The following is a 23,968-nucleotide window of genomic DNA, read 5'->3' as shown; positions in this document are numbered from 1 at the left end:
GCGCACCGTTTAGAGACTCATTCCCGCATGGAGGACTGGCAACTCAATATTCCGCCTTCTGGTATTCAAAGCATGTGCAGCTGGGAGCGATTTTGTGCATTTGCCAGAGAACCGGAGCAACGTACTGTCGGCATTGATGCCAGGATCAGCGTCGATGGCACCGTTTATGAAATCAGTCCGGAACTTGCCGGTGAACGGGTTGTACTCTGGTGGGGGCTGTTTGACGACGAACTATTTGTTGAACATGAAGGCAAGCGGTACGGAGCATATCTTCCAGTCAGCGGTCCTATTCCTCTCTACCGGTACCGGAAATTTAAAAAGACTCAGGCTGAGAAAAAATTAGATAAATTAGAAACTTTGGCAAAGTCGCTGAGCTTGCGGGATATTGGGGACGAGCAAAATGTGGCCATCCTCAAAACGATGCTTAAAACCGTGAATGTTATTGCGGATAAACCGTTTGCAGACCCTGATCCTTATAACGACCTGAGCTACTCAAGTGTACTCAAAGCAAAGCTCGCCATCGCAGACTATCTCGGTAAGCCACTGGCGCTGTTAAGCCAAACAGATCGGGACTTTATAGAAGCCATTTTGGATGAAACATTGGAAAAATCCGTTGTCATGGCACGACTGAAATCGTACTTCCATCCAAAAGGAGATAGCACTCATGCAACTTGAAGTCATGGAGCACTACGGCATTATTAAGTATTTTCGGGACGCGGACTATTTCGAAACTGAGCACCAGCGGCGGATCTTTAATCAGCTCAAAAAGGTGATCCCTGAGGGGCAGCTGATTGCATTATCCGGTGTAGTCGGCAGCGGTAAAACCACGACATTATCACGACTGCAAGACTTACTGGCGAAAGAGAAAAAAGTCATTGTTGCAAAATCGTTGTCTGTCGAGAAGACAAAGACCAATCTTGGAACGCTGATCACCGCTCTGTTTTATGATGTCAGCGGAGATAAAGACTATCGGGTACCCAAACTCGGCGAGAAGCGGGAACGTGAATTACGCGACTTAATTCAGGATGTCAAAAAGCCAGTGGTGCTGTTAGTGGACGAAGCCCATGATTTGCATCATCGTACGCTGACGGGATTAAAACGGTTGATGGAAGTGATCAGAGACGGTGGTGGCAAACTGTCAATTTTATTAGCCGGTCATCCAAAGCTAAAAAATGACTTAAAAGGCCCAACGATGGAAGAAGTAGGTTATCGGACCATTGTCGTGTCATTAGATGCTATGCAGGGCAACTTGCGCGAGTACGTGTACTGGCTGCTGGACAATTGCACAGATGATAAAACCAAACCCACAGATGTCATCGAGGAACAGGCCATCGACTACCTGGTAGAGCGATTGACGACACCATTGCAAATTGAGCAACACTTATCGCTGGCATTGGAAGAAGGTTTTAATGTGGGTGTGAAACCTATCACGGTTGACGTGTTGGATTTAACCCTGTCCAGACGGATCAATGATATAGAGCCACGTCTTATCCGGCATGGCTACAGCGAAAAAGTACTGGTGGATCAGTTTCATTACAAACCGGCTGAGCTTCGGAAATTTTTTAAAGGTGAGTTGGATGCTAATCGGGTCAAAGAAATTACGCAGGACTTGCGGGAAGCTGGGCTGCCCATTTAAAGGAACTTTATGTCTGAAAAGATACAGTGGCAGCCGATTAGCATGCTGCCTTTACTTGTTCAAATGGTTGAGGAAGTGCACAGCAGTACCCAACAGCAGACCCTCAACCTGGAGAAAGCAAAGGGTAATCCATTTTTGTTTTCGGCCTGTGAGCTAATCAGAACGGGAAAGAGCTTACCAGGAATAGCTGGGTTCGCTGAGTTTATTTCAGCAGCAATGTGAGCGGTGGCTTGCAGAAGACATTCAACCTGAAAACGAAGTGATGGTCATGGATACGCTGGAGAGACTGTTAGAAATGGACATTATGACGAAAACCGTACTTACGCAACTCAAGTCATTTGTTGGTACCTAATGTGAGCCTAGCTAGATGAATTCAAGCCCGATGGCACAGCGGCAAATCTCATTGGCACTGATTGTGAGCCGAGCACTTGGCTTATTATCAATTAATCTGAGTCGGGAAAACCGGATGTAATCAAGCTTGCGGGATTATGTTTGCGAGCCACTACACGTAGATGGCCCCGGTTTGTTTTGAGTGATATACGACATCATTTCAAGCGAGTGCTGATAAGAGCCTTGCTCATCTAAGAGCGGAATAATATCAAAGACGAGTAATTTATGCCCAGGTACCAGCAAGGCATCGTCGTCATTTCTCAGTTTCACTTTAGTGGCACCTGCTAATAAATCACTGCTGACCCATGCTCGGATCAGTGATGCAGGCGCGTCTCCCGTGTTTACAGCAGTCACACGAAGGGTCGTCCCATCAATAGAAGGCATAGTGAGTGAAGCCTCAGACTGAGGGGTATGAAAAATGCCATACAGTGATGGGATCACAATCCCAATAACAGAGATAAGTGCAGTGAGAAGCGCAAGTATCGTGCTAGAAAATGGGATAAAACTGAAGCAGTTTTGGTAAGAGCTGCATATCGAGCAAATTCGTGCGCCATGAGGGATTGGGTGACAGCAATGCTTACAGAGTACCTGTGATTTCTGCGTTGTATCAGGATCAGTCATATTTTACCTCAGTCTTATGAAACGATTACCCTCTGAAAATGGATCGTCCTTGGCACCATGCTTACTTCTTGGTTTCTTCCGGCATGGACCACATTCCACCAGCAAAAGCCACAGAATCCTTAATCAGTAAAATCAGCTCTTTGCGATAGTTCGTTCCATCCAAATCAGCATATCGCAGTGTGATTTTCAATCGGGAATTGTATTTCCAAAACGATTGTTGATTCACTCCAGTAAACCCAAATGAATTCGACACAGACTTGCCGTTCAGCAACACCGGGATCTCGGCGTCCTCCTGAAAACATTTTTTGACATGAGTCCATGTGGACCCCGGCTTTTTCCCTGCATGGGGCCCAGGCTGAATGCATTGTTCAAGATCGGAGTCCTCGCAGTAAAGCCGCACATTCACCGCTGGCCGGTTGCCGGTGTTCACCACAATCAGATTATAGGCAATGAACGCTTCATCTTGAGCTGTCGCTGTTTCTATGCATGCGACCACTATTGGGCAATTACTGCGCAGCCAATTTCGATGAGATATCCAGAGCGCTAAGCAGGATATGCCAAAAGCCGCGCTCGAAAGACCAACCTTACCAACGTCCATCCAATCCATATTCACCTCTTAATCCCATTGCTGCCCAGTAGCTTGCTCTTTCAGTGTAATTTCGACCATGCATTGATGCGCTCTGGCGGCATCATGGAGCTGTAGTAACAGGTCATCCACTATGCCATCCAGTTCCTCGTGATCCCGCGCCTGCATCGTCAACAAATAACTCTCTTGCTGGCTTCCTTTACTCATGGCGTAAGGTTTCAGACAGTACCGTTCTATATGCTGTCGAGCGGCCGAGCTTCGTCCACGTTGATGGTAAGGCTGAAGGTGAAGCCGTAATTCCAGGACATGTGTCTTTAACTGATTTTGCACTTGGCTCGGTGCGGGTAGCGCCAAAGCTTGGTCAATTGCCTGTTGAGAGAAAGGATCGTTTGATTCCAGATAGCGCATCGCAGACTTTACATCGCGCCATCCGACGTGTTCCATGAGTTGCTTCAGGGACCACCCTTGTTGGTTAGCCCAGTTTGCAAAGCCCCGGCGCAGCGAATGGCTGCTATACAGTGCCGCGTCGTCCACCTGAGCTTGTTGCAAAAGGTGTCGAAGTAACGGAATGATGCTATCGGCGCGTAGGGACGACTCAGAGACCATGCCCCAGCGATTGACTGCGCGAAACAAAGGGCCGGCCGCTTGTTGCAGTAACACCAAATACTGCCGGCAGGCGTCGACCGGGCATAGCCGCTGCAACTCAGGTAATCGAAAAGCCTGGCCTTGATTGGTCCGGTCAGTCTTACTTCGCGGCAGATAGGCGATCATCCCTTCACCTGGCACGAACTCCAGATGTTCGATGTGAAGACGACTGAGCTCGTCACTGCGAAAGGCACGCCAGAATCCCATCAGCACCAAGGCTTTATCACGAACGGCTCTCAGGTGCTTGGCATAGTTTTCTGTCTGCTGGGCCTGCAGTGCTTGCTGATCCAGATAGCCAATTATCTGCTCAAGCACATTGAGTTGTAACGGTTTAGCTTGTTTCGCTTTATCCGGATGCAGTTCTCGGATCCCTTTTAAGACCTGACGAACCAACGGAGCTTTGGTGGGGTCGGCAAAGCCTTGGGCCTGATGCCAACTGGATAGCGCGGCCAGCCGCTGCTTTAAGGTCGTGATAGCCAGTGTATCGGCGTAATGCGCTAGGTAGCGGGCCAACTCCGTGGCGGTGGTCGGCAACACGCCCCCCCAGGCAACTTCAAAATGTTCGACCGCCGATTGATAACTACGCCGGGTATGTTCGCGTGTGGCAGCCTGTAAATAACGATCAACTTTACTCACCAGGCCACCTCCGTACTAAGACAGTTGTCGAATAGTGCCCATCGGCACAAACAATCGTTGCGGTTGGTCGGTCAGCGGCATAAACATGCCCATGTGCTGATAAAATCGTAGGGCCGCATCATCCAACACATCCAAGACTACGCCCAGGGCCGGTAAGCCCCGATCGGCCAGTTCAAGAGCTGTCCTCAGTGCCTGCACCAGTGTTTTAGCTCCTAGTTGCTGCCCCTGATAGTGAACAGACACGCCCAGTCGAGCCAGCAGCACGACCGGTACCGGATACGCCGGCAGTGATTTATTCTGCGCAGGCAGCTCTTCCCGTGCCACGGTACTACTGGCCAGAGTATAATAGGCAGCGATCGGTAGTTTACCGTGTTCGGCCTGTTCGGTCAGTACCCAGGTCCGGCTCAAACCCAAACCGCTATTGCGCACTGCGTACCGGCTCAGGTAGTCATTAAGACTTGCTTTGCCACAATCAAACCCTTTTAAATCATGCAGGGCTGCATCCAGCAGCACAAATTCCGCTGCCAAGGCCAATTAAAACCCCTCATGGTCAAGTCGGGCTGCCGCCGCCTTTAAGCGAGCATGCGGCGTGGGTGGCGCTTCACATACCTGCATAAACTGATCAAACTGGGCTGACGTCAATTCAATGGCTGCCTGAGCCTGCAGGATCTGTGGGGCATTGTCACGAATAAGACGAACCATAAACTCCGTCAGGGATGCGCAGCCTGAAGCAGCTGCCGCGCGTTCTGCCAATTGCTTGGTTTCTGCATCCACCCGCATTTCGATCCGCTCTCGAAGTACTGTTGCCATGATATCCCCTCTGTACAAAAAAAGACCTGCACAGTATAGACCTGTACGGCACATTGCCGCAAGAAAAAGCGTGATAATGCCGGCTGTGTTTTGCCCGGTACCGCACGCCATTATGTATGGCCGAAAGGCTATTTGGAGCTCTGATCTGCTATTACCCCTGATAATGCCCTATTATCAGGAGTTAGATTAAGCTGGTTATTTGCAATTTGCGGATATCGTAATATTATGTAATTACACATTACGTAATATTACGATTAAGGGTAAACCATGGCCAGAGACGGGATCACCAAGCATCAGGTTCAGCAGGTTCGGAACGAGCTCATTGCGCAAGGACGCCACCCATCTGTCGAACTGGTCCGGTCGGAGTTAGGCACCGGGTCGAATACCACGATTTTGAAGTACTTGCGAGAGCTTGAAGTCGATGAGAAAGGACGTCTTGACAACCTTTCAGCGCTAAGTGACGAATTAGGCCAGTTCGTGGGGCATTTAGCACAGCGCCTCCAGGAAGAGGCCATGCAGCGCATTCAGACTACGGAAGAGCGGCATAACCTCGTCGTCGCAGAGCGCCAACGACAACTTGACGTGCTACGACAGGAATTGATGGCCATCAGTGAACATCGGGATAAATTGGAACACCAACACCGCGAAGCCTTAGCGCAGATAGAAGAACTGAAACATGCCCGTCATCAGGATGCGTTGCAGTTATCTTCTATTACTGCGGAAAATCGCCATCTAAGCGGCACAATCCAGGATAAAGACAAGCATATTCAGTCGCTGGAAGAGAAGCATACTCATGCCCGTCAGGCGCTTGAGCATTATCGTGAGTCTGTGAAAACGCAACGGGAACAAGAGCAGCACCGGCATGATCATCAGGTACAACAACTACAGGCTGAGTTACGATTAAGCCACCAAGCGTTGAGCGTTAAACAACAGGAATGTACAACCTTAAAAGCTCAAACACAGCAACAGTCGGCGGAGTTGCAACACGCCACACAGTCTGTCAGTAAGATTGAGCAACAATTATTGGGGATCCAGAACAGCCAACAACAAACGGAGCAAAAACTCTATCGTAAAGATACCGAGCTAAACAGATTGCAAAAGCAACACGAAGACTTGCAGCAACAGTATGCGGAAGCGGCGGCTAAAGTTGCCAGTTTGCAAGAAAAAGAGCAAGCCTGGCTGCAGGAAAAAGCGGCTTTATCCGCGTCGCTCAGTACCCAGCAGCAACTCTGGCAGACATTCTCTACAGTCAACGCCATTTCGACGCCAGCCCAATATGCCAAAGGCGAAGACGTTATTGTGGTCGATGCGGATCATGCCTTATATGATCGCATTGGCCAGGTCGAGCGCTGCGTGAAAAAGGGCGACACTGTGAAGTATTCTGTGAGTTTTGACGGCGAGACCTATACCTTACCAGAAAGGCTCCTGAGACTGGCATAACCTGACATTATCATTGTTACTGGCCGACAATGGCCAGTGGCATATAATGCAGCACAATCAGTAGTTATCCATCAATGCATCAAAACACTAAAAACTGTTCACATCAATTACAACGTACGGTCCATAAAAGTAAATGAATAAAAAAATTAAACATGAGTACCAACTCAGCATACGCTCAGCCCAGGAGGCTGAAGAAATCAATGATTTAGACAATGCGTTTAAGTCTCTTGAAAGAGCGCATATTTTAGGGCAGAGATATTTTATACCGCATATAGCGACGCACTGGCAGATGTTGCGGATTGGGCTCAAACGCAATGATAATCGCGAGGTTATTGGTCAGATCGTCCGTTTGATAGCAACGGTTCCGGGTTTTATATTTGGTTGGGTTCCAAGGGGAAATCCTGGAGGCGCGAATATCTCTGCTTTAAAGCCAGTGCCCTTGCCAGCTGACTTGCAACCCTTGCTAGCTGACAGCCCCATTTGGCGGGACGTCTTAATACGCCTGACTATTTACGCGGTTATCGTTTTAATCGTATTAGCATAAACACCCATACTATTGCCAAAACGTTCTTCGCTGCAGCCCAATGCTGCAGCGAAGCAGGTTAATGATTATTCCGTTTGCTGTTTGCGGTTATCGTTTTTGTGCACCCAATGATATAACACGGGCAATACCAACAATGTCAGCAAGGTTGACGAAATAATACCGCCAATCACCACTGTCGCCAGCGGGCGCTGCACTTCAGCACCGGTGCCAATATTAATCGCCATCGGCACAAAACCGAGGCTCGCGACCAAAGCGGTCATTAGCACAGGGCGCAACCGGGTAAGCGCGCCTTCCGTTATCGCTAACAGCAAGTCACCTTTCTCACGCCAGAGATCGCGAATAAAGCTCAGCATCACCAGACCGTTCAACACCGCTACGCCTGATAAGGCGATAAAGCCAATGCCAGCAGAGATTGATAAAGGCATACCCCTCAAATACAAGGCCAACACACCACCGGTGAGCGCCAACGGCACACCGCTGAAGATAATCAACGCATCTTTAAATGACGCAAAAGCCATCACCAGAATACCTAAAATCAGCAGCAACGTAACAGGCACCACGATGCTAAGGCGCTGACTGGCGGACTCCAGCTGCTCAAAAGTACCACCATAGTCCAGCCAGTAACCGGCTGGTAATGTAACGTCACGGTTGATTTGGGCCTTTACCTCTTCTACAAAACTACCAAGGTCTCGCCCGCGCACATTCGCGGTTACCACTACCCGGCGTTTGCCATTTTCACGACTAATTTGCGCCGGCGCAGGCGACACATCTAAGGTAGCCACTTCCTGTAACGGTACAAAGTCCCCATTTGGTAATGGCACCGGCAACACCGCCAGTTTGTCCAGATCGCGACGCAGGGTTTCCGGCAAGCGCACAATCAGCTCAAAGCGTCTGTCACCTTCATACAGAATACCGGCCGACGTACCTCCAATTGCCGCTGATACCCAGTCCTGTAGTTCAACCACATTTAAGCCGTAACGGGCAAGCGCAGTTCGGTTGGGGATCACCGACAAGGTTGGCAAACCAGTGACTTGTTCCACTTTAGTATCCGCAGCACCTTGCACCTTGTTGACGGCTTGCAGAATTTGATTAGCGCTTGTAACCAGCTGATCTAAATCATCGCCAAATACCTTAATAGCCAGATCAGCTCGTACACCGGAAATCAGTTCATTAAAACGCATCTGAATAGGTTGGGTAAATTCATAGTTATTGCCCGGCAATGTCGCCAAAGCAGCCTCCATTTCAGCGACCAATTGGGCTTTGGTTTTATCCGGATTGGGCCATTCACTGCGCGGTTTTAATATCACAAAGTTGTCAGCCACATTGGGTGGCATCGGATCGGTCGCCACTTCTGCGGTACCAATTCTGGCAAACACTTTATCAACCTCAGCAAAGGTTTTGATCTTCTGCTCCAGAATTTCCTGCATTGCAACGGCTTGTTCTAAGCCGGTGCCCGGAATACGCATGGCTTGTAAAGCGATATCGCCCTCATCAAGCTGAGGCACAAACTCTGCCCCCAACGTGGTCGCCAACCACAGACACACACCAACCAGAGCACTGGCCAAACCAATCACCAGCCAGCGAAATTTGAGTGCCAGCGCTAATAGCGGTGCGTACAGGGTTTTAGCGCCTCTTATGACCGCACTTTCTTTTTCACTGATTTTACCATTTAAGAACACCGCCACAGCGGCAGGCACAATGGTCACCGACAACACCATAGCGGATAACAGGGCCATCACCACAGTCGCTGCCATAGGATGAAACATTTTACCTTCGACACCGGTCAGCGAAAAAATAGGAATATACACGATAGTAATAATGGCCACACCGAACAAACTGGGCCGGATAACCTCTGCAGTTGCCAGATACACCGTATTTAAGCGCTCTTTTAGCGGTTGGATACGGCCGTTGTGCTGTGCCTGCGCCAGGCGGCGAACCGCATTCTCGACAATAATCACCGTACCATCAACAATTAAGCCAAAATCCAGCGCACCCAGGCTCATCAGGTTGGCAGAAACGCCGGCTTGTACCATGCCGGTAATGGTCATCAGCATTGATAGCGGGATCACCGCCGCAGTGATTAACGCCGCCCGCAGGTTGCCCAGCAGGATAAACAACACTACGATCACCAGTAATGCGCCTTCCAGCAGGTTTTTACTGACGGTTGCAATGGCTTTATCCACTAAGGTGGTGCGATCATATACGGCTTCAGCAATAATACCCTCTGGCAGAGAGCTTTTGATCTGCTCCAGCTTTTGCGCGACATCGCGTGCCACTGTGCGTGAGTTTTCATCAATTAACATCATGGCTGTACCCAGCACAGCTTCTTTACCATCCTGAGTTGCCGCACCGGTTCGCAGCTCTTTGCCAATGGCAACATCGGCAACGTCACTCAGCTTTACCGGTATTGTGTCGTATTGCGTAATAATGACATTAGCAATGTCATCCAGAGAGGTTAACTGACCGGGCGAGCGTACCAGCAGTTGCATGCCCTCACGTTCAATATAACCGGCACCCCGGTTGTCATTGTTGGCTTGCAGGGCCAGTACAACATCCTTAATACTCAGGCCATAATTAAGCAGTTTCAGTGGGTCGGGTAACACATGGTATTGCTTGTTGTAGCCACCAATACTGTTTACCTCCACCACACCTTTAACCTGTGCCAGCTGAGGTTTTATTATCCAGTCCTGGATTTCCCGCAGTGCCATGGCATCGTAAGGTGAACCATTTTGTTGCAGCGCGCCCGGCTTGGCCTGCACCGTATACATAAAGATTTCACCAAGACCGGTTGAAATAGGGCCCATTTCAGGCTCTATGCCCTCAGGCAACATATCCTTGATAGCGCTTAACCGGGTGTTGATTAAATTGCGGGCAAAGTAGATGTCCGTGCCTTCTTCAAACACCACCGTTACCTGTGACAAGCCATAGCGTGACAATGAGCGGGTATAACTTAAATTGGGTAAGCCATACAGGGCAGTTTCTACCGGATAGGTAATACGCTGCTCTGCTTCAAGTGGCGAATAACCCGGTGCCGCCGTGTTTATTTGTACCTGAACGTTAGTAATATCCGGCACTGCATCAATCGGTAACTGTTGGTAGCTCCAGCTACCAATGGCAATAATCAACAGTGTCAGCATTAAAAATAGATACCGCCTCGCAATAGCCAGGCGCAACATGGATTCAATCATAGTGCCCCCTTAATCATCATGCTCGGCTTCAGATTTTTCAATATCCGCTTTTAACAGATAGCTGTTTGTAGTGACATACAACTGGCCGGGCTTTAAACCGGCAATCACTTCGACATAATCCATGTCGCTACGGCCAAGCTGCAATGGGGAAAAGACATATTCGCTATTATTTTTCACGAAGACACCGCTTTTATTGTCCAGTATTTGAATGGCCGATTTTTTAACGGCAAGCTCAACGTTGAATTCACCGCTTATCACAGCACCTTCGATCAATTGCCCGGACGACAGTTTACCGTCACGGTTATCCAGCTTAACTCTGGCCAGTTGATAGGGCTGGGTTAATGATGGGATGATATGCGCAATTACGCCGTTAATCTCAGTGTCAGCGGCCATAATGACCACTTTTTGTCCTGTCGCGACAGCATCTTGTTGTGACGGGTACAGGCGAAAATCTGCCCACAGGCCGCCAAAATCAGCAATGCTAAACAGCGTCTGCTGCTGTGCGACTTCACCAACATTGGCGCTGCGCTGAATAATAACGCCGTCAATTGGCGCTTTAATGGTATAGGTATTTAAGCTCTCATTTGACTCGACAACGGCCAGTACATCGCCTGCTTTTACGCTGTCACCCAGCGAGAATTTCACCGAGGTAAGAATACCGGGAAAACGGGCATTAACATGGCTGATGCGGTTTGGATCAGCGCTAAGCTTGCCATAAACAACCTGATGTTGGCGTAATCGCTGGCTGTCAGCACGGTCTGTGACAATATTAACCGCCGTAGCCATATCATCACTAATGCGGCTGCTTAGGGTTTCGTTGTGTTCATGCTCGTCGTTTTCGTCGTGCCCTTCATGCTCATTGTGTTCTTCATGTTCTTCGTGCTCTTCATTTTTCTTAGTGTCAGATTGCGGCTTTACCGCTTGTTCTTTGGCATGGACGTGAGCTTGTTCTTGCTCATTGGCGGCCATTACATGCATCGGCATCAGCCAGGCTGCAATAAACATTGCCAGTGTTACATGTGGTTTCATAATGCTATCTTCCTGTATGTTCTGTTTGCCACGTCGCACAGTTAATGAAGTGCGGCAGCGGGGCAATAATCTTGTCAGTTACTGCGTTACCGGCTCGGCGGTAAGCTGTTCAATCGTCGCCTGGCTCAATAGCACCGCAGTGGCGGTTTCCAGTAAGTGTCTTTTTGCCTGCAACAATTCTTGCTGGGCATTAAGCCAATCCTGATAATTTGAGCGCCCGCGCTGGTATGCATCACGCGTAAGATCCAGCGCTTGTTCCAGGTTGGGGATCACGTACTGCGCCAACTGTTGGTGACTGGTAATAAATTGCTGTCGTTGCGAGTACGCATCAAACAAGCGTTCATGCAGGATCAGTAAGCTATCCTGCTGCCGATACTCGACATTGTTTCGCTCTGCCAGCGCAGCTTCGATGGCTGCACTATTGCGACGTTCAGCAAATAACGGCACTGAGATACCAAAGGTAAGGCCTGTATCATCACTGGCCTGATAGCGTCTTACCCCTACCTGCCAACTCAGATCGGCGCGATTCTGGCTTTGTGCCAGTCGCACTTCAGCGTCTTTTAACCGACGTTCAGAGGCAAAAATGGTTAACGCCGGCGATTGTTGCAGCCGCTGATACAGCTCAGCAAAAGGGCGGCTTTGGCCAAAAGCAAACAAGTTACCTGCCACAACGTTAAAGTTGGCGCTGGTATCACCCCAAAAACGTGCTATGGCTATTTTTTGCCGCTCAATGCGCTGCAACAGGGCGTCCCGCCCGATCTGAACCTGCGCCAGTTGCGCCTTTGCCCGCATGATTTCAGCATCTGACAAGGCACCGCTGGCAGCACGTTTTTCAGCGCTTTGCAGCAGGGCTTCTGAGAGCGCTACGGCCTCTTCTGTCAGTGTCAATTCCTGCTGGCTGGCCAATAGATTAATATAATTGCGGGTAAGCTCTGCCAGCACATCCAGGGTTTGCGCCTGTTGCTGCCATTCAAGAGTATTGAGCCTGGCGTCTACTACCGCAGCGCGCCATTGGGCTTTATTATCCAGCTCTATCACGGAAGATAAGGCGATTGTCAGCTCAGCACCGGCCAGCCCTCTGGCCTCTCCGGTGCCCGCAACATTCTCAAGCTCTACACCGAGTTGATAACCGGGTTTAAGGCTTTGCAAATCACGCTCTGCAAACAGACGCTGTTGGGTAAATTTAAACTGATGCAGCTGAGGGTTGTGTTGCAGCGTTTTATCTATTGCCTGTTGTAATGTCAGTGCTTGCGGCTCTGCACGTAGCGGAAGCGCGCAAAATACAGCCGCCAGTATTGCTGGCAGCATTAGTCTCATACGCATGGGTATGCTCCTGAAAGTTAATCGTTAATAAAAAAAGATAAACAAGCAGGATCAGATTTTTGGCGGCGGCACCGGTGGGCGATAGCTAATGAGGTTTAACCCTGGTTGGGTAGCGGCTATAACACTGTCACGGAAGTTAAGCAGTTCCATGCCCTGAAAAAAAGCGATATAGCAGGTCACATGAGCATGATTACTGTGTTCGTCGGCATCATGCTCAGAGTTATGTGCAACGTTATGTGCAGTGACTTGCTCACTGCTTACGTCGAAAAGGGTATCTGAGTGGCAGTGTTCATGTTGCAGGTCAGTGTAGGCATGGGCATGATCAGGCAAATGCATAACTAACGCATCACAGGCCATCACGGCATGATTCAGCATAATCAGCAACAGTAATAATAAGCCTGATGTACGACCTAACATAAATCCCTCAGTAAGTTAGCGCTATTGCGACTTAACAACAAGCTACGCTTTTAGCTGTAAAATCCTGCGCGCACCATTGAGTACAACTAATCCAATGATGAACCCTATTACCAGATCCGGATAGCGTGACCCGGTCCAGGTGACTAATAATCCGGCCAAAATCACCCCAGCATTTGCGATAACGTCATTTGCAGAGAAAATCCAACTGGCTTTCATATGCGCGCCGCTTTCTTTTTGTTGATGAATTAACGAAAGACAGATCACATTAGCAACCAAAGCAATAGCGCCCATAATTAACATCAACGTCGACACTGGCTCGTTACCAAACAGGTAGCGCCGTATCACCTCACTGATCACCCCAAAAGCTAAAATTAATTGCAGCCAGCCGGCAAGCTGTGCGGCGTTTAATTGAACCTTGCTACTACGCCCGACTGCGTATAGCGCAACCCCGTATACCGCTGCATCGGCAAACATATCCAAAGAGTCGGCTATTAACCCGGTTGATTGAGCCAGCCAACCGGTCACAAACTCTACTGCAAACATCACCGCGTTAATGCCCAGCAACCATTTTAAAATTAACTCCTCACGCAGCGAACCTGATGCTGTGGATTGTCTGGCCTGCGTTACCTCTTCGGGTTTCACCGGCCCGGTCTTTGTCAGCGATGCGCCCAGCCCTAAGCTGTGCATTTTTGTTGTAATTTCATTGGCATTCACCGTGTGAAAAACGCGAACCTGCCTTTGTCGGATATCAAACTGTAACAGAACACCGGGCTCAACTGTTTCCAGCGCCATACGGATCAAACGCTCTTCGGCAGGGCAGTCCATTTTTGGCACCCTAAATTCACTAAGGTAGGCATATTTTGCATGCTTATCAGGTGCATCAACGGCGCTATTTTCACTGTTGCCCGTTTCGCTACACTTATCATTGGAACAGCATTTTGCATTCATAACCGATAAACCTTGGGTTGATATGAAACCTAGTTTAAACTCTGTAGTTACTATAGAGTCAATAGGCAGTATCGAGATGATCAAGATTGGAGAGCTGGCAAAAATCTCTGGCTGTTCTGTGCAAACCATCCGTCACTATGAAAAGGAGCAGCTTCTTGCGGCGAAATTACGTAGCGATGGTAATTTCCGCCTCTACGATCACGCTGATATCGAGCGGTTGCTATTTATTAAACACTGCCGGAGTTTAGATCTGAGTTTGGCAGAAATTCGTCAGTTACTGAGTTTGAATGACTCGCCAATGTCGCAGTGTGATGATGTTAATCAGATGATTGAACAGCATATCGAGCAGGTAGAACGTCGCATTGCGGATTTAACGCAGCTTAATAAACAACTAAAGGCTTTACGTCTTAGCTGCAACTTGAAGCGCACGGTAGAGCACTGTGGTATTTTAAAACAATTGAATGAAGCCGTTAGTCAAACCAACTAAGTTGTTATCAGCAATAAATAGGTGAGTCTTAATGCACCAGCACAACCATTCACATATCAAAGACGACAGCGACAACCGGATCGCTATGGCTTTTTTTCTTAATGTGGGTTTTACCCTAATTGAGTTTATCGGCGGTTGGTTAACCAACAGCACAGCAATTATGGCAGATGCAGTGCATGACCTGGGTGATAGCTTATCTATTGGCAGTGCATGGCTGTTGAACCGGCTTGGCCGAAAGTCTGCAAACCGACAATTTACTTACGGCTACCGCAGATTGTCATTGTTTGGCGCCTTAATTAACGGCTTGGTATTGATTGCCGGATCGGTTTGGGTACTGACTGAGGCAATACCGCGGCTGGCTAACCCGGTAATGCCGGTGACAGAGGGAATGCTGGCTTTAGCTGTGCTGGGTGTTGCAGTCAATGGCTTTGCCGCTTACCGCTTGAGCAAAGGAAATACACTGAATGAAAAAGTGCTGAATTGGCATTTGCTTGAAGACGTTCTTGGGTGGGTTGCAGTTTTGGTTGTGGCTATTGTGCTGCAATTTGTGGATTGGCCTATCCTTGACCCTTTGCTTTCTATTGGTTTCACCTTATTTATTTTGGTTAATGTTTTACGAAACCTCAGCACAACTGCGCGTTTATTTCTGCAAGCCGCGCCAGATAGCAAATTGCAAAATGAAATCCAAGATACTTTGCTGAAAATTGATGAGTTAGACAGCATTCATCACCTGCATCTCTGGTCGCTTGATGGTGAACATCATGTACTCACCGCACATGTGGTAACCAATGCCAGCAAGGCATTTACTGCAAACCATTATGCCGATATTAAGCTGCGTATTGCTAACGCATTGGAGCAGTTTGATTTAGCACATACCACGATAGAACTGGAGTTAACACAAGAAGATTGTCGGGATGAATTCCCGGATATGGTGCAGTGAAGTGACCGTCATTACAACGTTAGGTTTATTTATCATTACTGCAATAGCAGAAATTGTCGGTTGCTATTTGCCTTACTTGTGGCTGAAAAAAGGAGCTTCAGCCTGGGTGCTGTTACCTACTGCAATCAGTCTGGCATTATTTGCCTGGTTGTTAACGCTTCACCCAACGGCTGCTGGACGTGTTTACGCGGCTTATGGCGGAGTATACGTAACAATAGCAATAGTCTGGTTGTGGGGAGTAGATGGCATTCAACCACACCGCTGGGATCTGGCTGGCGTGGGGCTAATGCTCGCAGGCATGGCAGTGATCATGTTTGCTCCCAGATGAAGCAGACTGTACTCGGAGCATCGGTTTGAAAGTGAGTAAATGGCGAAATAATGAATTTCATAAAAAACATATTCTTAGTCATCATTATATGAGAAATTTCCCGAATCCCGGCTAACCCTCAAATTAGTTTAATACCATCGTCGTAACATTCGGTTGTTTTGCCTGAATCCGATATTACCTGGATATGATCAAAGCCACCGGCTGGTGCAGACTTTTCCAGTAAGTCGGTAAAATCATCTGCTATGTCGCTGATTTCATCACCTTTTTGCTCTAAAGCTGCGAAATCTGGTCTGTGACGTTCTGTGATTTCGTGAATTTCTTCGGCTAATTTGTGCTGTTCAGCCATTTTAACTTTATCTATCCGAATACTGTGTTCATCTTCCTGATGCACAAGATCAGAAAGCTCAGCCATACGATCACTGTGTAGCTCCATTTCAGCCTCAAAGGCTTTTAAAGGTAAATGCAACTCTTCCATTTGTTGCTCAACAGCTTCTAAGCGTTGGTAAGCGGCGAATTCATCTGTGGTCATAGCGCGCTGTTGTATCACTTTGCAGTTTTTAATAAACGCAATTTGGGCCGGTTTTGCTGTTGAGTTCGTTACTGAGGTTTCAGCCTGAACTGTACAGCCAGCAGTGATTGCAATAGCGACGGATAACAAAGTGAAGGTAAATGATTTTTGATATTTCATAGCAAGCTCCTGTGCTTCAGTTATTACTAAGTCGGAGCTGATGGAGAAATAGTTGGAGGGAAAAACAAAAAAAGTTGGTTTAATCGCTAAGACATTGATTAAACCAACTTTTTATTTAGCTTACTTGAACAAAAAACACAGAAAACTTAGTGGCCGATTTTAATGACCGCTGACGCGTTTGTATTCACGGTATTCTGGCTTCCAGAAATTGCGTTCAATTTTTTGCAGTAATTCATCATCACTGATCTCCAGCGCCAAACCTTGCTTTTGTGCAATTTTAGCCACTTCGAAGGCGATTTTTTTACTCAGCTCAGACAGTTCAGACAAAGCCGGCAGTAAGGATCCCTGCCCTGTATTGGCTAATGGCGACGCTGCAGCTAAGGTTTCGCTGGCGATCCGTAACATATCATCGCTGATACGGCTGGCTTTCACAGCAACTACACCTAAACCAATGCCAGGGAAAATGTACGAGTTATTACACTGCGCAATATGGTAAGTCTGGCCTTTATGAGTCACTGGCTTAAACGGACTGCCAGTGGCGATAATCACTTTACCATCTGTCCACTTGATCACTTGTTCCGGTGTGGCTTCCACTTGTTTTGAAGGGTTGCTTAACGGGAAAATAATCGGCAATTCACAGTGTTTTTTCATTGCTGTGATCACTTGTTCAGTGAATAAACCCGGCTGGCCAGAGACACCAATTAAGATATCTGGTTTAGCGCAGTTCATCACATCCAATAAAGAAGCGTATTCGCCACTGTATGCCCAGTCTGCCAAATCTGATTTTTTCTGCATCAGAGCTTGCTGGAAATCACGTAAATCCGCCATGCCTTCGGTTAACAAACCAAAACGGTCAACCATATAAACTTGTTTGCGGGCAGTTGCGTCATCCAGTCCTTCGGTTTTCATTTGACTGATGATTTGCTCGGCAATACCACAACCGGCAGAGCCTGCACCGACAAAGACTACTTTTTGTGAAGATAACTTCATACCTTTGCTATAACAAGCCGCTAATAACGAACCTACAGTGACAGCAGCCGTGCCCTGAATATCGTCGTTAAAGCAGCAATGTTCATCACGGTAGCGTTTTAAAATCGGCATCGCATTTGGCTGAGCGAAGTCTTCAAACTGCACTAAAGCCTCAGGCCAACGGCGTTTTACCGCTTTCATAAACTGGTCGATAAAAGCGTCGTACTCTTCGCCGGTAATACGCTTATGTTTTGAACCCATATACACAGGGTCATTCAGCAGTTTTTCGTTGTTAGTACCTACGTCGAGCATCACAGGTAAGGTATAAGCCGGGCTGATACCACCGCAGGCTGTATATAAAGACAACTTACCGATGGAAATACCCATACCGCCAACGCCCTGGTCGCCTAAACCCAGTACACGTTCGCCGTCTGTGACTACGATCACTTTTACTTTTTTCTTAGTGACGCTGCGCAGTATGTCATCCATATGCTCACGTTCGCTGTACGAGACAAAAATACCACGGGCGCTGCGGTAAATTGCAGAGAAACGCTCACAGGCGTCCCCTACTGTTGGCGTATAAATCACCGGGATCATTTCTTCCAGGTGCTCTTTTACCAGACGATAAAACAAGGTTTCGTTTTTATCGTGAATAGCACGCAGATATATATGTTTGTTGATTGGTTCAGCGAAGCTGGAGTACTGCATATAAGCACGTGCAAGCTGCTGCTCAATAGTTTCGTAACGTGGAGGCAATAAACCAATCAGGTTAAAGGCGATACGTTCTTCTTTGGTGAAGGCGCTGCCTTTATTTAATAACGGAGTTTCTAGTAAAGCTGGACCTGCGTAGGAGGTATAAAGAGGTTGTTTTGTACTCATGGGGATCTCTCGAAACTAGCCTGCTGGCTCAAATTGCTGCCGATCATAACAGGTCTGACTAAAGCGGCAACCTCACATTGGGTAAAGTGTTGTTAAATGACGATCATTTAACGCTGGTCAGACCTGAAATGCAGTATTTTCAGCCTTATCTTTTGAATTTTGTCTCCAGAATGACTGAAGAATTGGTGCGCTCTACCCCATCCAGATTGCCTATTTCATCCAGAATATGGCTCAATTGCTCAGTGCTTTGTGCCTGCACTACAGCTATTAGGTCGTACTCACCACTGATGGCGTATAACTCGGAAATCTGACTGATTTGTTTGAGCTCAACGTTGGTTTTAGTGGTCAGTTTTTGTCGTACTTTAATAGCCACATGAGCGGAGACCAACTGGCTTAAAAATGCACTGCCATATTCCAGTACATAACCTTTCACCACACCGCTTTGCTCCAGCCTGTGCAGGCGGTTTTGTACAGTGCTGCGCGATACATTCAAGGCTCTGGCCAGGTCTGAAATACTGGCTCTGGCGTTACGGCGCAACATGCCTAATAGTTTTTCGTCATCAGAACTTATCACTTTGCTCAATTACCTTATCAAAATGACAGAATTAACTGCAATATTGTTGAATATGCTACTGCATATTGGTAAGTCTGGCCAATATAATAAGTGAAATTCCTTAGTTACCCTGCCATATCAGGGGTAATCAACAAAAAGCATAAAGGCAGAACAACAATGCAAGTCAGCAGATCTTTATTCGACGAAGTGATGGTTCCTAACTACGCTCCATCCGCAGTGATCCCGGTAAAAGGTTTAGGTTCAAGAGTTTGGGATCAGACAGGCCGTGAGTTTATTGACTTCGCCGGCGGCATAGCGGTGAACTGTTTAGGCCATTGCCACCCTGCTTTAGTCAGCGCTCTGAAAGATCAGGCTGACAAGTTATGGCATTTATCTAATGTGATGACCAACGAGCCAGCCCTTATTCTGGCGCAAAAGCTGGTCAAAGCTACCTTCGCTGAAAAAGTCTATTTTGCTAACTCAGGCGCTGAAGCCAACGAAGCAGCCTTAAAGCTGGCGCGTCGCTGGGCTAAAAATGAAGTGGGTGAACACAAAACCCAAATTATTGCCTTTAAACAAGGTTTCCACGGCCGTACTTTCTTTACTGTGACAGTAGGCGGTCAACCTGCCTATTCAGACGGTTTTGGTCCTAAACCTGCTGATATAGTGCATGCTGAATACAACAATTTAGCGAGTTTAGAAGCACTTATTTCTGACAACACTTGTGCTGTGATGCTGGAACCTCTGCAAGGTGAAGGCGGTATCATCACTCCAACAACAGAATTTATCCAGGGTGTGGCCGCTTTATGTAAAAAGCACAATGCACTGATGATTTTTGATGAAGTGCAATCTGGTGTCGGCCGTACCGGTGAGTTGTATGCCTATATGGGTTTAGGTGTAGTTCCAGACATTCTGACTACAGCTAAAGCTTTAGGTGGCGGTTTTCCTATAGGTGCTATGCTGACAACCACTGCTATCGCTAAGCATTTAGTTGTGGGTACACACGGTTCTACTTATGGTGGTAACCCGCTGGCTTGTGCTGTAGGTATCGCTGCTTTTGATACAGTAAACACACCTGAAGTTTTAAATGGCGTCAAACAGCGTGAGCAGTTATTCCGTAACGGCTTAAAAGCTATTAACGCTAAATACGATGTGTTCAGTGAAATTCGTGGTCAAGGCCTGTTAATAGGTGCTGCACTGAATGACAAGTACCAGGGCAAAGCCCGTGATTTTATGCTGGCAGCTGCCGATGAAGGCTTAATGATGTTAGTCGCAGGTTACAGCGTCATTCGTATGACTCCGTCGCTGGTTATTCCGGAAGCAGATATTGCCGAAGGTTTAAAACGTTTTGAAAAAGCAGTCGCTAAGATGGTTCAGGCTTAAAAGCCATTGAAGGGAGTTCGTTGAGCTCCCTTATCTTATTAAGCAGCTACCACGCAGGAATACTAAATTTATGTTGTTGATCCGTCCTATCCGACAATCGGATTACCCTGTCCTGATGCAAATTGCTATTGAATCAGGTGCTGGTTTTACCTCTTTGCCGGTCAATGAGCAAAAATTGCAGGCGAAAATTGCCCGTTCTGAGCAAAGCTTCGCAACTGCCGTTGAGGCCATGGGCGATCAAGGGTATGTGTTTGTACTGGAAGATACCAGCACAGGCGAAATTGTTGGCACTTCAGGTATTGAAGCCTCCGTTGGCCTGGAAAACCCTTTGTACCATTTCCATAAAAGTACGGTAGTGCACCACTCCAAAGAGCTGGATGTATTTAAACAAGTTGAAGTGCTGACCATGTGTAACGACTACACAGGTGTGTCTGAGATTTGTACGCTGTTTTTACGCGAGCCTTACCGTCAGGGCTTAAATGGCCGCTTTTTATCCAAAGTCCGGTTTTTATTTATGGCCGAGCACCCGAAGCGTTTCTCCAAAATGGTGATCGCAGAAATGCGTGGTGTGGCCGATGACTCGGGTTTACCGCCGTTTTGGAAATGGCTGCAGTCGTATTTTTTTAGCATCGACTTCCCTACCGCCGATTATATGATTGGTGTGGGTAATAAAGGCTTTATCGCCGACTTGATGCCGCGTCATCCTATTTACGTCAGCTTGCTGCCAGAATCTGCGCAGCAAGTCATAGGTGAAGTGCATGAAAACACTAAACCTGCTTTAGCGCTTTTAGAAAACGAAGGTTTTTTCCACCGTGGTTATGTCGATTTATTTGACGGTGGCCCGACGGTTGAGTGCCAGTTAAAACAAATTAAATCAGTGCGCAACAGCCATAAAGTTAAAGTTCTGGTGGCGCCTGTTGAAGGTAACGCAACCCTTGCTGTTTGTAATACTCAAACCGCTAATTTCCGCGCTGTATTTAGCAAAAATGCAGCACTGAATGACAATCACGAACTGGTGATTAGTCCTGAATTAGCAGAAGCTCTGATGGTCAGCAATGGCGATTTTGTGCGTTACCTTTCCTTAGAAAAGGCAGTGAAATGATAGAACTTACTACAAAAACAGCAGTGCAGTTTATCGAAGGTCAATGGCAAGCCGGTTTTGGTTTAGCTTTTCAGTCTGTAAACCCGGCAACAGGTACAGCCATTTGGCACGGCAATAGTGCTGATGAAGCGCAAGTGCATCAGGCCTTATTGGCCGCACGTCAGGCCTTTTATAGCTGGTCGGCGTTATCTCTTGCTGAGCGCCTGGTGGTGATTGAAAAATTTGCTGCCTTACTGCAAGAAAACACTGAAACCATGGCTCGTACTATTGCTGAAGAAACCGGTAAAGCCTTATGGGAAAGCCGTACTGAAGTGGCCGCCATGATTGGAAAAATTGCTATTTCCAAACGCGCCCATGAAGAGCGTACCGGCACAGTAGAAAACCCAATGCCAGGCGCTAAGGCTTTTATCCGCCATAAGCCTCATGGTGTGGTTGCAGTATTTGGCCCTTACAACTTCCCGGGTCATTTACCAAATGGTCATATAGTGCCAGCGCTCATTGCCGGTAACGTGGTGGTATTTAAGCCATCTGAGCTGACGCCTAAAGTGGCGGAATACACAGTTCAGTTATGGCAACAGGCTGGTTTACCAGCAGCTGTGCTGACCTTATTACAAGGTGAAGTAGCGACAGGTAAAGCCCTGGCTGCTCATCCTCAGTTAGATGGTTTGTTTTTTACAGGCAGCTCTGGCACAGGCCACTATTTGCATCAACAGTTTGCCGGCCAGCCTGGTAAAATTCTGGCTTTGGAAATGGGCGGTAATAACCCGCTGATCATCAAAGATGTGGCCAATGTAAAAGCCGCTGTGCATGACATTATTCAGTCTGCATTTATCAGTTCAGGCCAGCGTTGTACCTGTGCCCGTCGTTTATTTGTGCCAAATACCGCCAATGGCGATGCCATTTTGTCAGAGCTGGTAGCTGCCACTAAAAACATCAAGGTTGCCGACCCTTTTGCCACAGAGCAGCCTTTTTACGGCGCTATGATTTCTGCCAAAGCAGCAGAAGGTATGGCCAAGGCTCAGCAACAGCTGGTGAGTATGGGTGCTAAAGTATTGGTTGAACTCACCTTACCTGAAGCTCATGGCGCTTATGCCACACCAGGTATTCTTGATGTAACAGGAGTTGTGGGTATTCCTGATGAAGAACACTTTGGCCCGCTGTTAAAAGTCTATCGTTACGATGATTTTGAGTTGGCTATTGCTGAAGCTAATAACAGCAAATACGGCTTATCTGCAGGTTTACTGGCTGATTCTGCTGACGATTATCAGCTGTTTTTCCAGCGCATTCGTGCTGGCATAGTCAACTGGAACAAACCTATTACCGGAGCTTCCAGCGCAGCACCTTTTGGTGGCATTGGCGCCAGTGGTAACCACAGAGCCAGTGCTTATTATGCGGCCGATTATTGCGCTTACCCTGTATCTTCAGTTGAAGCTGACCAGGTTGTATTGCCAGCCACATTAAGCCCGGGGTTAATGCTGTAAAGCTGAACCAGATCAACATAATAAGCTGGCAAGGTCGCTACACTTGTCAGCTAGAACACCATAATCAACAGAGCAGGACTCGTTATGCATACTGATGTGAAAGAACTGTTTAACCAACTCTGGGCTAACTACCTGGAAGTCACCCCTTCTGCGAAAAAAATTCACGCTATTTTAGGCTCATCGCAACAGAACGACGTGATTAATGATCACATTGCGCTGCGCACTTTTAATATCGAAAAAGTAGGTCTGGAAAAACTGGCGGCTCACCTGTTGGCATTAGGTTATACCGAAGGTGGCGAATACCACTTTGAAGCGAAAAAGCTGTATGCCAAACATTTTGAACATAAAGACCCAACTCTGCCAAAAGTCTTTATCTCCGAGCTGTTGTTAGAGAAATGCTCCCCGGAGCTGCAAAGCATAGTGCGTAAACTGGTTGATCAAATCCCAGAAGCTGCAGTAACAGCAGATAACTTTCTGTATTCAGGCCGTCATTGGACTATTGATCAAGCCAGCTACGAAACCTTATTAGCTGAAAGTGAATATGCCGCATGGATGTCTGTCTGGGGTTACCGTGCCAACCACTTTACGGTCAGCGTCAATGCACTGAATAACTATGAGACCTTAGAGTCGGTTAATCAGGCATTAAAAGATGCAGGCTTCCCGTTAAACACCTCAGGTGGCGAAATCAAAGGCACGCCAGAAGTATTACTGGAACAATCTTCTACTCTGGCAGACGAAGCTCCGGTTCAGTTTAGCGATGGCACTCGCAATATCCCTAGTTGCTTCTACGAATTTGCCCGTCGTTACCCTATGGCCAACGGCCAGCTGTACGGTGGTTTTGTTGCGGCTTCTGCGGATAAGATTTTTGAAAGCACCAACGTGCGTTAATAACTAAAAGTCTATTTTGACGACTAAAGGCTGGATAAGTATCCGGCCTTTATTTTT

24 protein-coding genes and 1 pseudogene are annotated in these 23,968 nt (G+C 47.6%); 12 read left to right on the top strand and 13 right to left on the bottom strand.

The genetic code is table 11. The features are described 5' to 3' along the window. The 3 genes and pseudogenes from LSG37_RS19990 to LSG37_RS19980 all read left to right on the top strand — a co-directional run. Positions 1 to 675, top strand: a pseudogene (locus LSG37_RS19990) (IS481 family transposase); the annotation flags it as partial. Further along, positions 665 to 1,636: an ExeA family protein gene (locus tag LSG37_RS19985; protein WP_011790475.1), complete on the top strand. Its 972-nt coding sequence runs from the start codon at positions 665 to 667 to the stop codon at positions 1,634 to 1,636. The pseudogene LSG37_RS19990 and the gene LSG37_RS19985, both read left to right, overlap by 11 nt. A gap of 9 nt (positions 1,637 to 1,645) precedes the next feature. Continuing rightward, positions 1,646 to 1,858 carry a hypothetical protein gene (locus LSG37_RS19980; protein ID WP_233081749.1) on the top strand — a complete coding sequence of 71 codons (213 nt, stop codon included), beginning with the start codon at positions 1,646 to 1,648 and terminating at the stop codon, positions 1,856 to 1,858. 264 nt (positions 1,859 to 2,122) lie between these two features. Here the strand turns inward: LSG37_RS19980 and LSG37_RS19975 are convergent, their stop codons facing one another. The 5 genes from LSG37_RS19975 to LSG37_RS19955 all read right to left on the bottom strand — a co-directional run bounded on the left by LSG37_RS19975 (position 2,123) and on the right by LSG37_RS19955 (position 5,324). Beyond that, positions 2,123 to 2,380, bottom strand: coding sequence for a hypothetical protein (locus LSG37_RS19975; protein ID WP_233081748.1), 258 nt, complete (start codon positions 2,378 to 2,380; stop codon positions 2,123 to 2,125). Between the two features lie 328 nt (positions 2,381 to 2,708). After that, positions 2,709 to 3,254 carry a DUF8453 domain-containing protein gene (locus LSG37_RS19970; protein ID WP_046556411.1) on the bottom strand — a complete coding sequence of 182 codons (546 nt, stop codon included), beginning with the start codon at positions 3,252 to 3,254 and terminating at the stop codon, positions 2,709 to 2,711. Positions 3,255 to 3,263: 9 nt separating this feature from the next. Next, positions 3,264 to 4,514, bottom strand: a complete 1,251-nt coding sequence (locus tag LSG37_RS19965; protein ID WP_092793012.1) for a site-specific integrase — start codon at positions 4,512 to 4,514, stop codon at positions 3,264 to 3,266. Between the two features lie 15 nt (positions 4,515 to 4,529). Beyond that, the gene (locus LSG37_RS19960; RefSeq protein ID WP_046556409.1) at positions 4,530 to 5,048 is read right to left on the bottom strand and encodes a GNAT family protein; all 519 of its coding nucleotides are present in this window, start codon (positions 5,046 to 5,048) and stop codon (positions 4,530 to 4,532) included. Beyond that, the gene (locus LSG37_RS19955) at positions 5,049 to 5,324 is read right to left on the bottom strand and encodes a type II toxin-antitoxin system TacA family antitoxin (protein WP_046556408.1); all 276 of its coding nucleotides are present in this window, start codon (positions 5,322 to 5,324) and stop codon (positions 5,049 to 5,051) included. 267 nt (positions 5,325 to 5,591) lie between these two features. Between LSG37_RS19955 and LSG37_RS19950 the strand changes: the two genes are divergently transcribed. Together LSG37_RS19950 and LSG37_RS19945 are read left to right on the top strand one after the other, a co-directional pair. Then, positions 5,592 to 6,764: a DNA-binding protein gene (locus LSG37_RS19950; RefSeq protein ID WP_233081747.1), complete on the top strand. Its 1,173-nt coding sequence runs from the start codon at positions 5,592 to 5,594 to the stop codon at positions 6,762 to 6,764. 133 nt (positions 6,765 to 6,897) lie between these two features. Further along, positions 6,898 to 7,308, top strand: coding sequence for a DUF3703 domain-containing protein (locus LSG37_RS19945; RefSeq protein ID WP_011918383.1), 411 nt, complete (start codon positions 6,898 to 6,900; stop codon positions 7,306 to 7,308). Between the two features lie 65 nt (positions 7,309 to 7,373). Here LSG37_RS19945 and LSG37_RS19940 read toward each other — a convergent pair whose 3' ends face one another. The 5 genes from LSG37_RS19940 to LSG37_RS19920 all read right to left on the bottom strand — a co-directional run bounded on the left by LSG37_RS19940 (position 7,374) and on the right by LSG37_RS19920 (position 14,213). Further along, the gene (locus LSG37_RS19940) at positions 7,374 to 10,496 is read right to left on the bottom strand and encodes an efflux RND transporter permease subunit (protein ID WP_233081746.1); all 3,123 of its coding nucleotides are present in this window, start codon (positions 10,494 to 10,496) and stop codon (positions 7,374 to 7,376) included. A gap of 9 nt (positions 10,497 to 10,505) precedes the next feature. Next, positions 10,506 to 11,525, bottom strand: a complete 1,020-nt coding sequence (locus tag LSG37_RS19935) for an efflux RND transporter periplasmic adaptor subunit (RefSeq protein ID WP_127347558.1) — start codon at positions 11,523 to 11,525, stop codon at positions 10,506 to 10,508. 78 nt (positions 11,526 to 11,603) lie between these two features. Further along, a complete protein-coding gene (locus LSG37_RS19930; RefSeq protein WP_233081745.1) occupies positions 11,604 to 12,848 on the bottom strand; it encodes a TolC family protein in 1,245 nt (414 codons plus the stop codon). A gap of 51 nt (positions 12,849 to 12,899) precedes the next feature. Next, complete coding sequence (locus LSG37_RS19925) at positions 12,900 to 13,265, bottom strand: cobalt transporter (RefSeq protein WP_233081744.1); 366 nt, start codon at positions 13,263 to 13,265, stop codon at positions 12,900 to 12,902. 42 nt (positions 13,266 to 13,307) lie between these two features. Beyond that, entirely contained in the window at positions 13,308 to 14,213 is a 906-nt protein-coding gene (locus tag LSG37_RS19920; protein ID WP_019677902.1) for a cation efflux transmembrane domain-containing protein, read from the bottom strand. A gap of 76 nt (positions 14,214 to 14,289) precedes the next feature. Between LSG37_RS19920 and cadR the strand changes: the two genes are divergently transcribed. From cadR to LSG37_RS19905, 3 genes are read left to right on the top strand one after another with little or no spacing between them, the layout of a single operon-like run. Then, a complete protein-coding gene (cadR, locus tag LSG37_RS19915; protein WP_014611695.1) occupies positions 14,290 to 14,700 on the top strand; it encodes a Cd(II)/Pb(II)-responsive transcriptional regulator in 411 nt (136 codons plus the stop codon). A gap of 31 nt (positions 14,701 to 14,731) precedes the next feature. Next, positions 14,732 to 15,640 carry a cation diffusion facilitator family transporter gene (locus LSG37_RS19910; RefSeq protein WP_011918390.1) on the top strand — a complete coding sequence of 303 codons (909 nt, stop codon included), beginning with the start codon at positions 14,732 to 14,734 and terminating at the stop codon, positions 15,638 to 15,640. Beyond that, a complete protein-coding gene (locus tag LSG37_RS19905) occupies positions 15,615 to 15,968 on the top strand; it encodes a YnfA family protein (protein WP_011918391.1) in 354 nt (117 codons plus the stop codon). The genes LSG37_RS19910 and LSG37_RS19905 overlap by 26 nt, the downstream gene beginning before the upstream one ends. Positions 15,969 to 16,086: 118 nt before the next feature. On the opposite strand, the gene LSG37_RS19900 is transcribed toward LSG37_RS19905, so the two are convergent. The 3 genes from LSG37_RS19900 to LSG37_RS19890 all read right to left on the bottom strand — a co-directional run bounded on the left by LSG37_RS19900 (position 16,087) and on the right by LSG37_RS19890 (position 19,078). Further along, on the bottom strand, positions 16,087 to 16,656 hold the full coding sequence (locus tag LSG37_RS19900) for a hypothetical protein (RefSeq protein WP_233081742.1): 570 nt from the start codon (positions 16,654 to 16,656) through the stop codon (positions 16,087 to 16,089). 159 nt (positions 16,657 to 16,815) lie between these two features. Further along, positions 16,816 to 18,504: an NAD-dependent malic enzyme gene (locus LSG37_RS19895; RefSeq protein WP_233081741.1), complete on the bottom strand. Its 1,689-nt coding sequence runs from the start codon at positions 18,502 to 18,504 to the stop codon at positions 16,816 to 16,818. A 145-nt stretch (positions 18,505 to 18,649) separates the two neighbouring features. Then, a complete protein-coding gene (locus LSG37_RS19890; protein ID WP_233081740.1) occupies positions 18,650 to 19,078 on the bottom strand; it encodes an Lrp/AsnC family transcriptional regulator in 429 nt (142 codons plus the stop codon). Between the two features lie 156 nt (positions 19,079 to 19,234). Here LSG37_RS19890 and LSG37_RS19885 point away from each other — a divergent pair, with 156 nt between their 5' ends. From LSG37_RS19885 to LSG37_RS19870, 4 genes are all read left to right on the top strand, one after another. Next, on the top strand, positions 19,235 to 20,440 hold the full coding sequence (locus tag LSG37_RS19885) for an aspartate aminotransferase family protein (protein WP_233081739.1): 1,206 nt from the start codon (positions 19,235 to 19,237) through the stop codon (positions 20,438 to 20,440). Positions 20,441 to 20,510: 70 nt separating this feature from the next. Further along, a complete protein-coding gene (astA, locus tag LSG37_RS19880; protein WP_233081738.1) occupies positions 20,511 to 21,542 on the top strand; it encodes an arginine N-succinyltransferase in 1,032 nt (343 codons plus the stop codon). Further along, complete coding sequence (astD, locus tag LSG37_RS19875; protein WP_233081737.1) at positions 21,539 to 23,023, top strand: succinylglutamate-semialdehyde dehydrogenase; 1,485 nt, start codon at positions 21,539 to 21,541, stop codon at positions 23,021 to 23,023. The genes astA and astD overlap by 4 nt, the downstream gene beginning before the upstream one ends. A gap of 84 nt (positions 23,024 to 23,107) precedes the next feature. Then, the gene (locus LSG37_RS19870) at positions 23,108 to 23,911 is read left to right on the top strand and encodes a DUF1338 domain-containing protein (protein ID WP_233081736.1); all 804 of its coding nucleotides are present in this window, start codon (positions 23,108 to 23,110) and stop codon (positions 23,909 to 23,911) included. Positions 23,912 to 23,968 lie beyond the last annotated feature (57 nt).

The organism is Rheinheimera soli (assembly GCF_021290985.1).
Taxonomy (GTDB): domain Bacteria; phylum Pseudomonadota; class Gammaproteobacteria; order Enterobacterales; family Alteromonadaceae; genus Pararheinheimera; species Pararheinheimera soli.
Note: the sequence above shows the minus strand (reverse complement) of the source record. Positions and strands in the feature narration are given on the sequence as shown.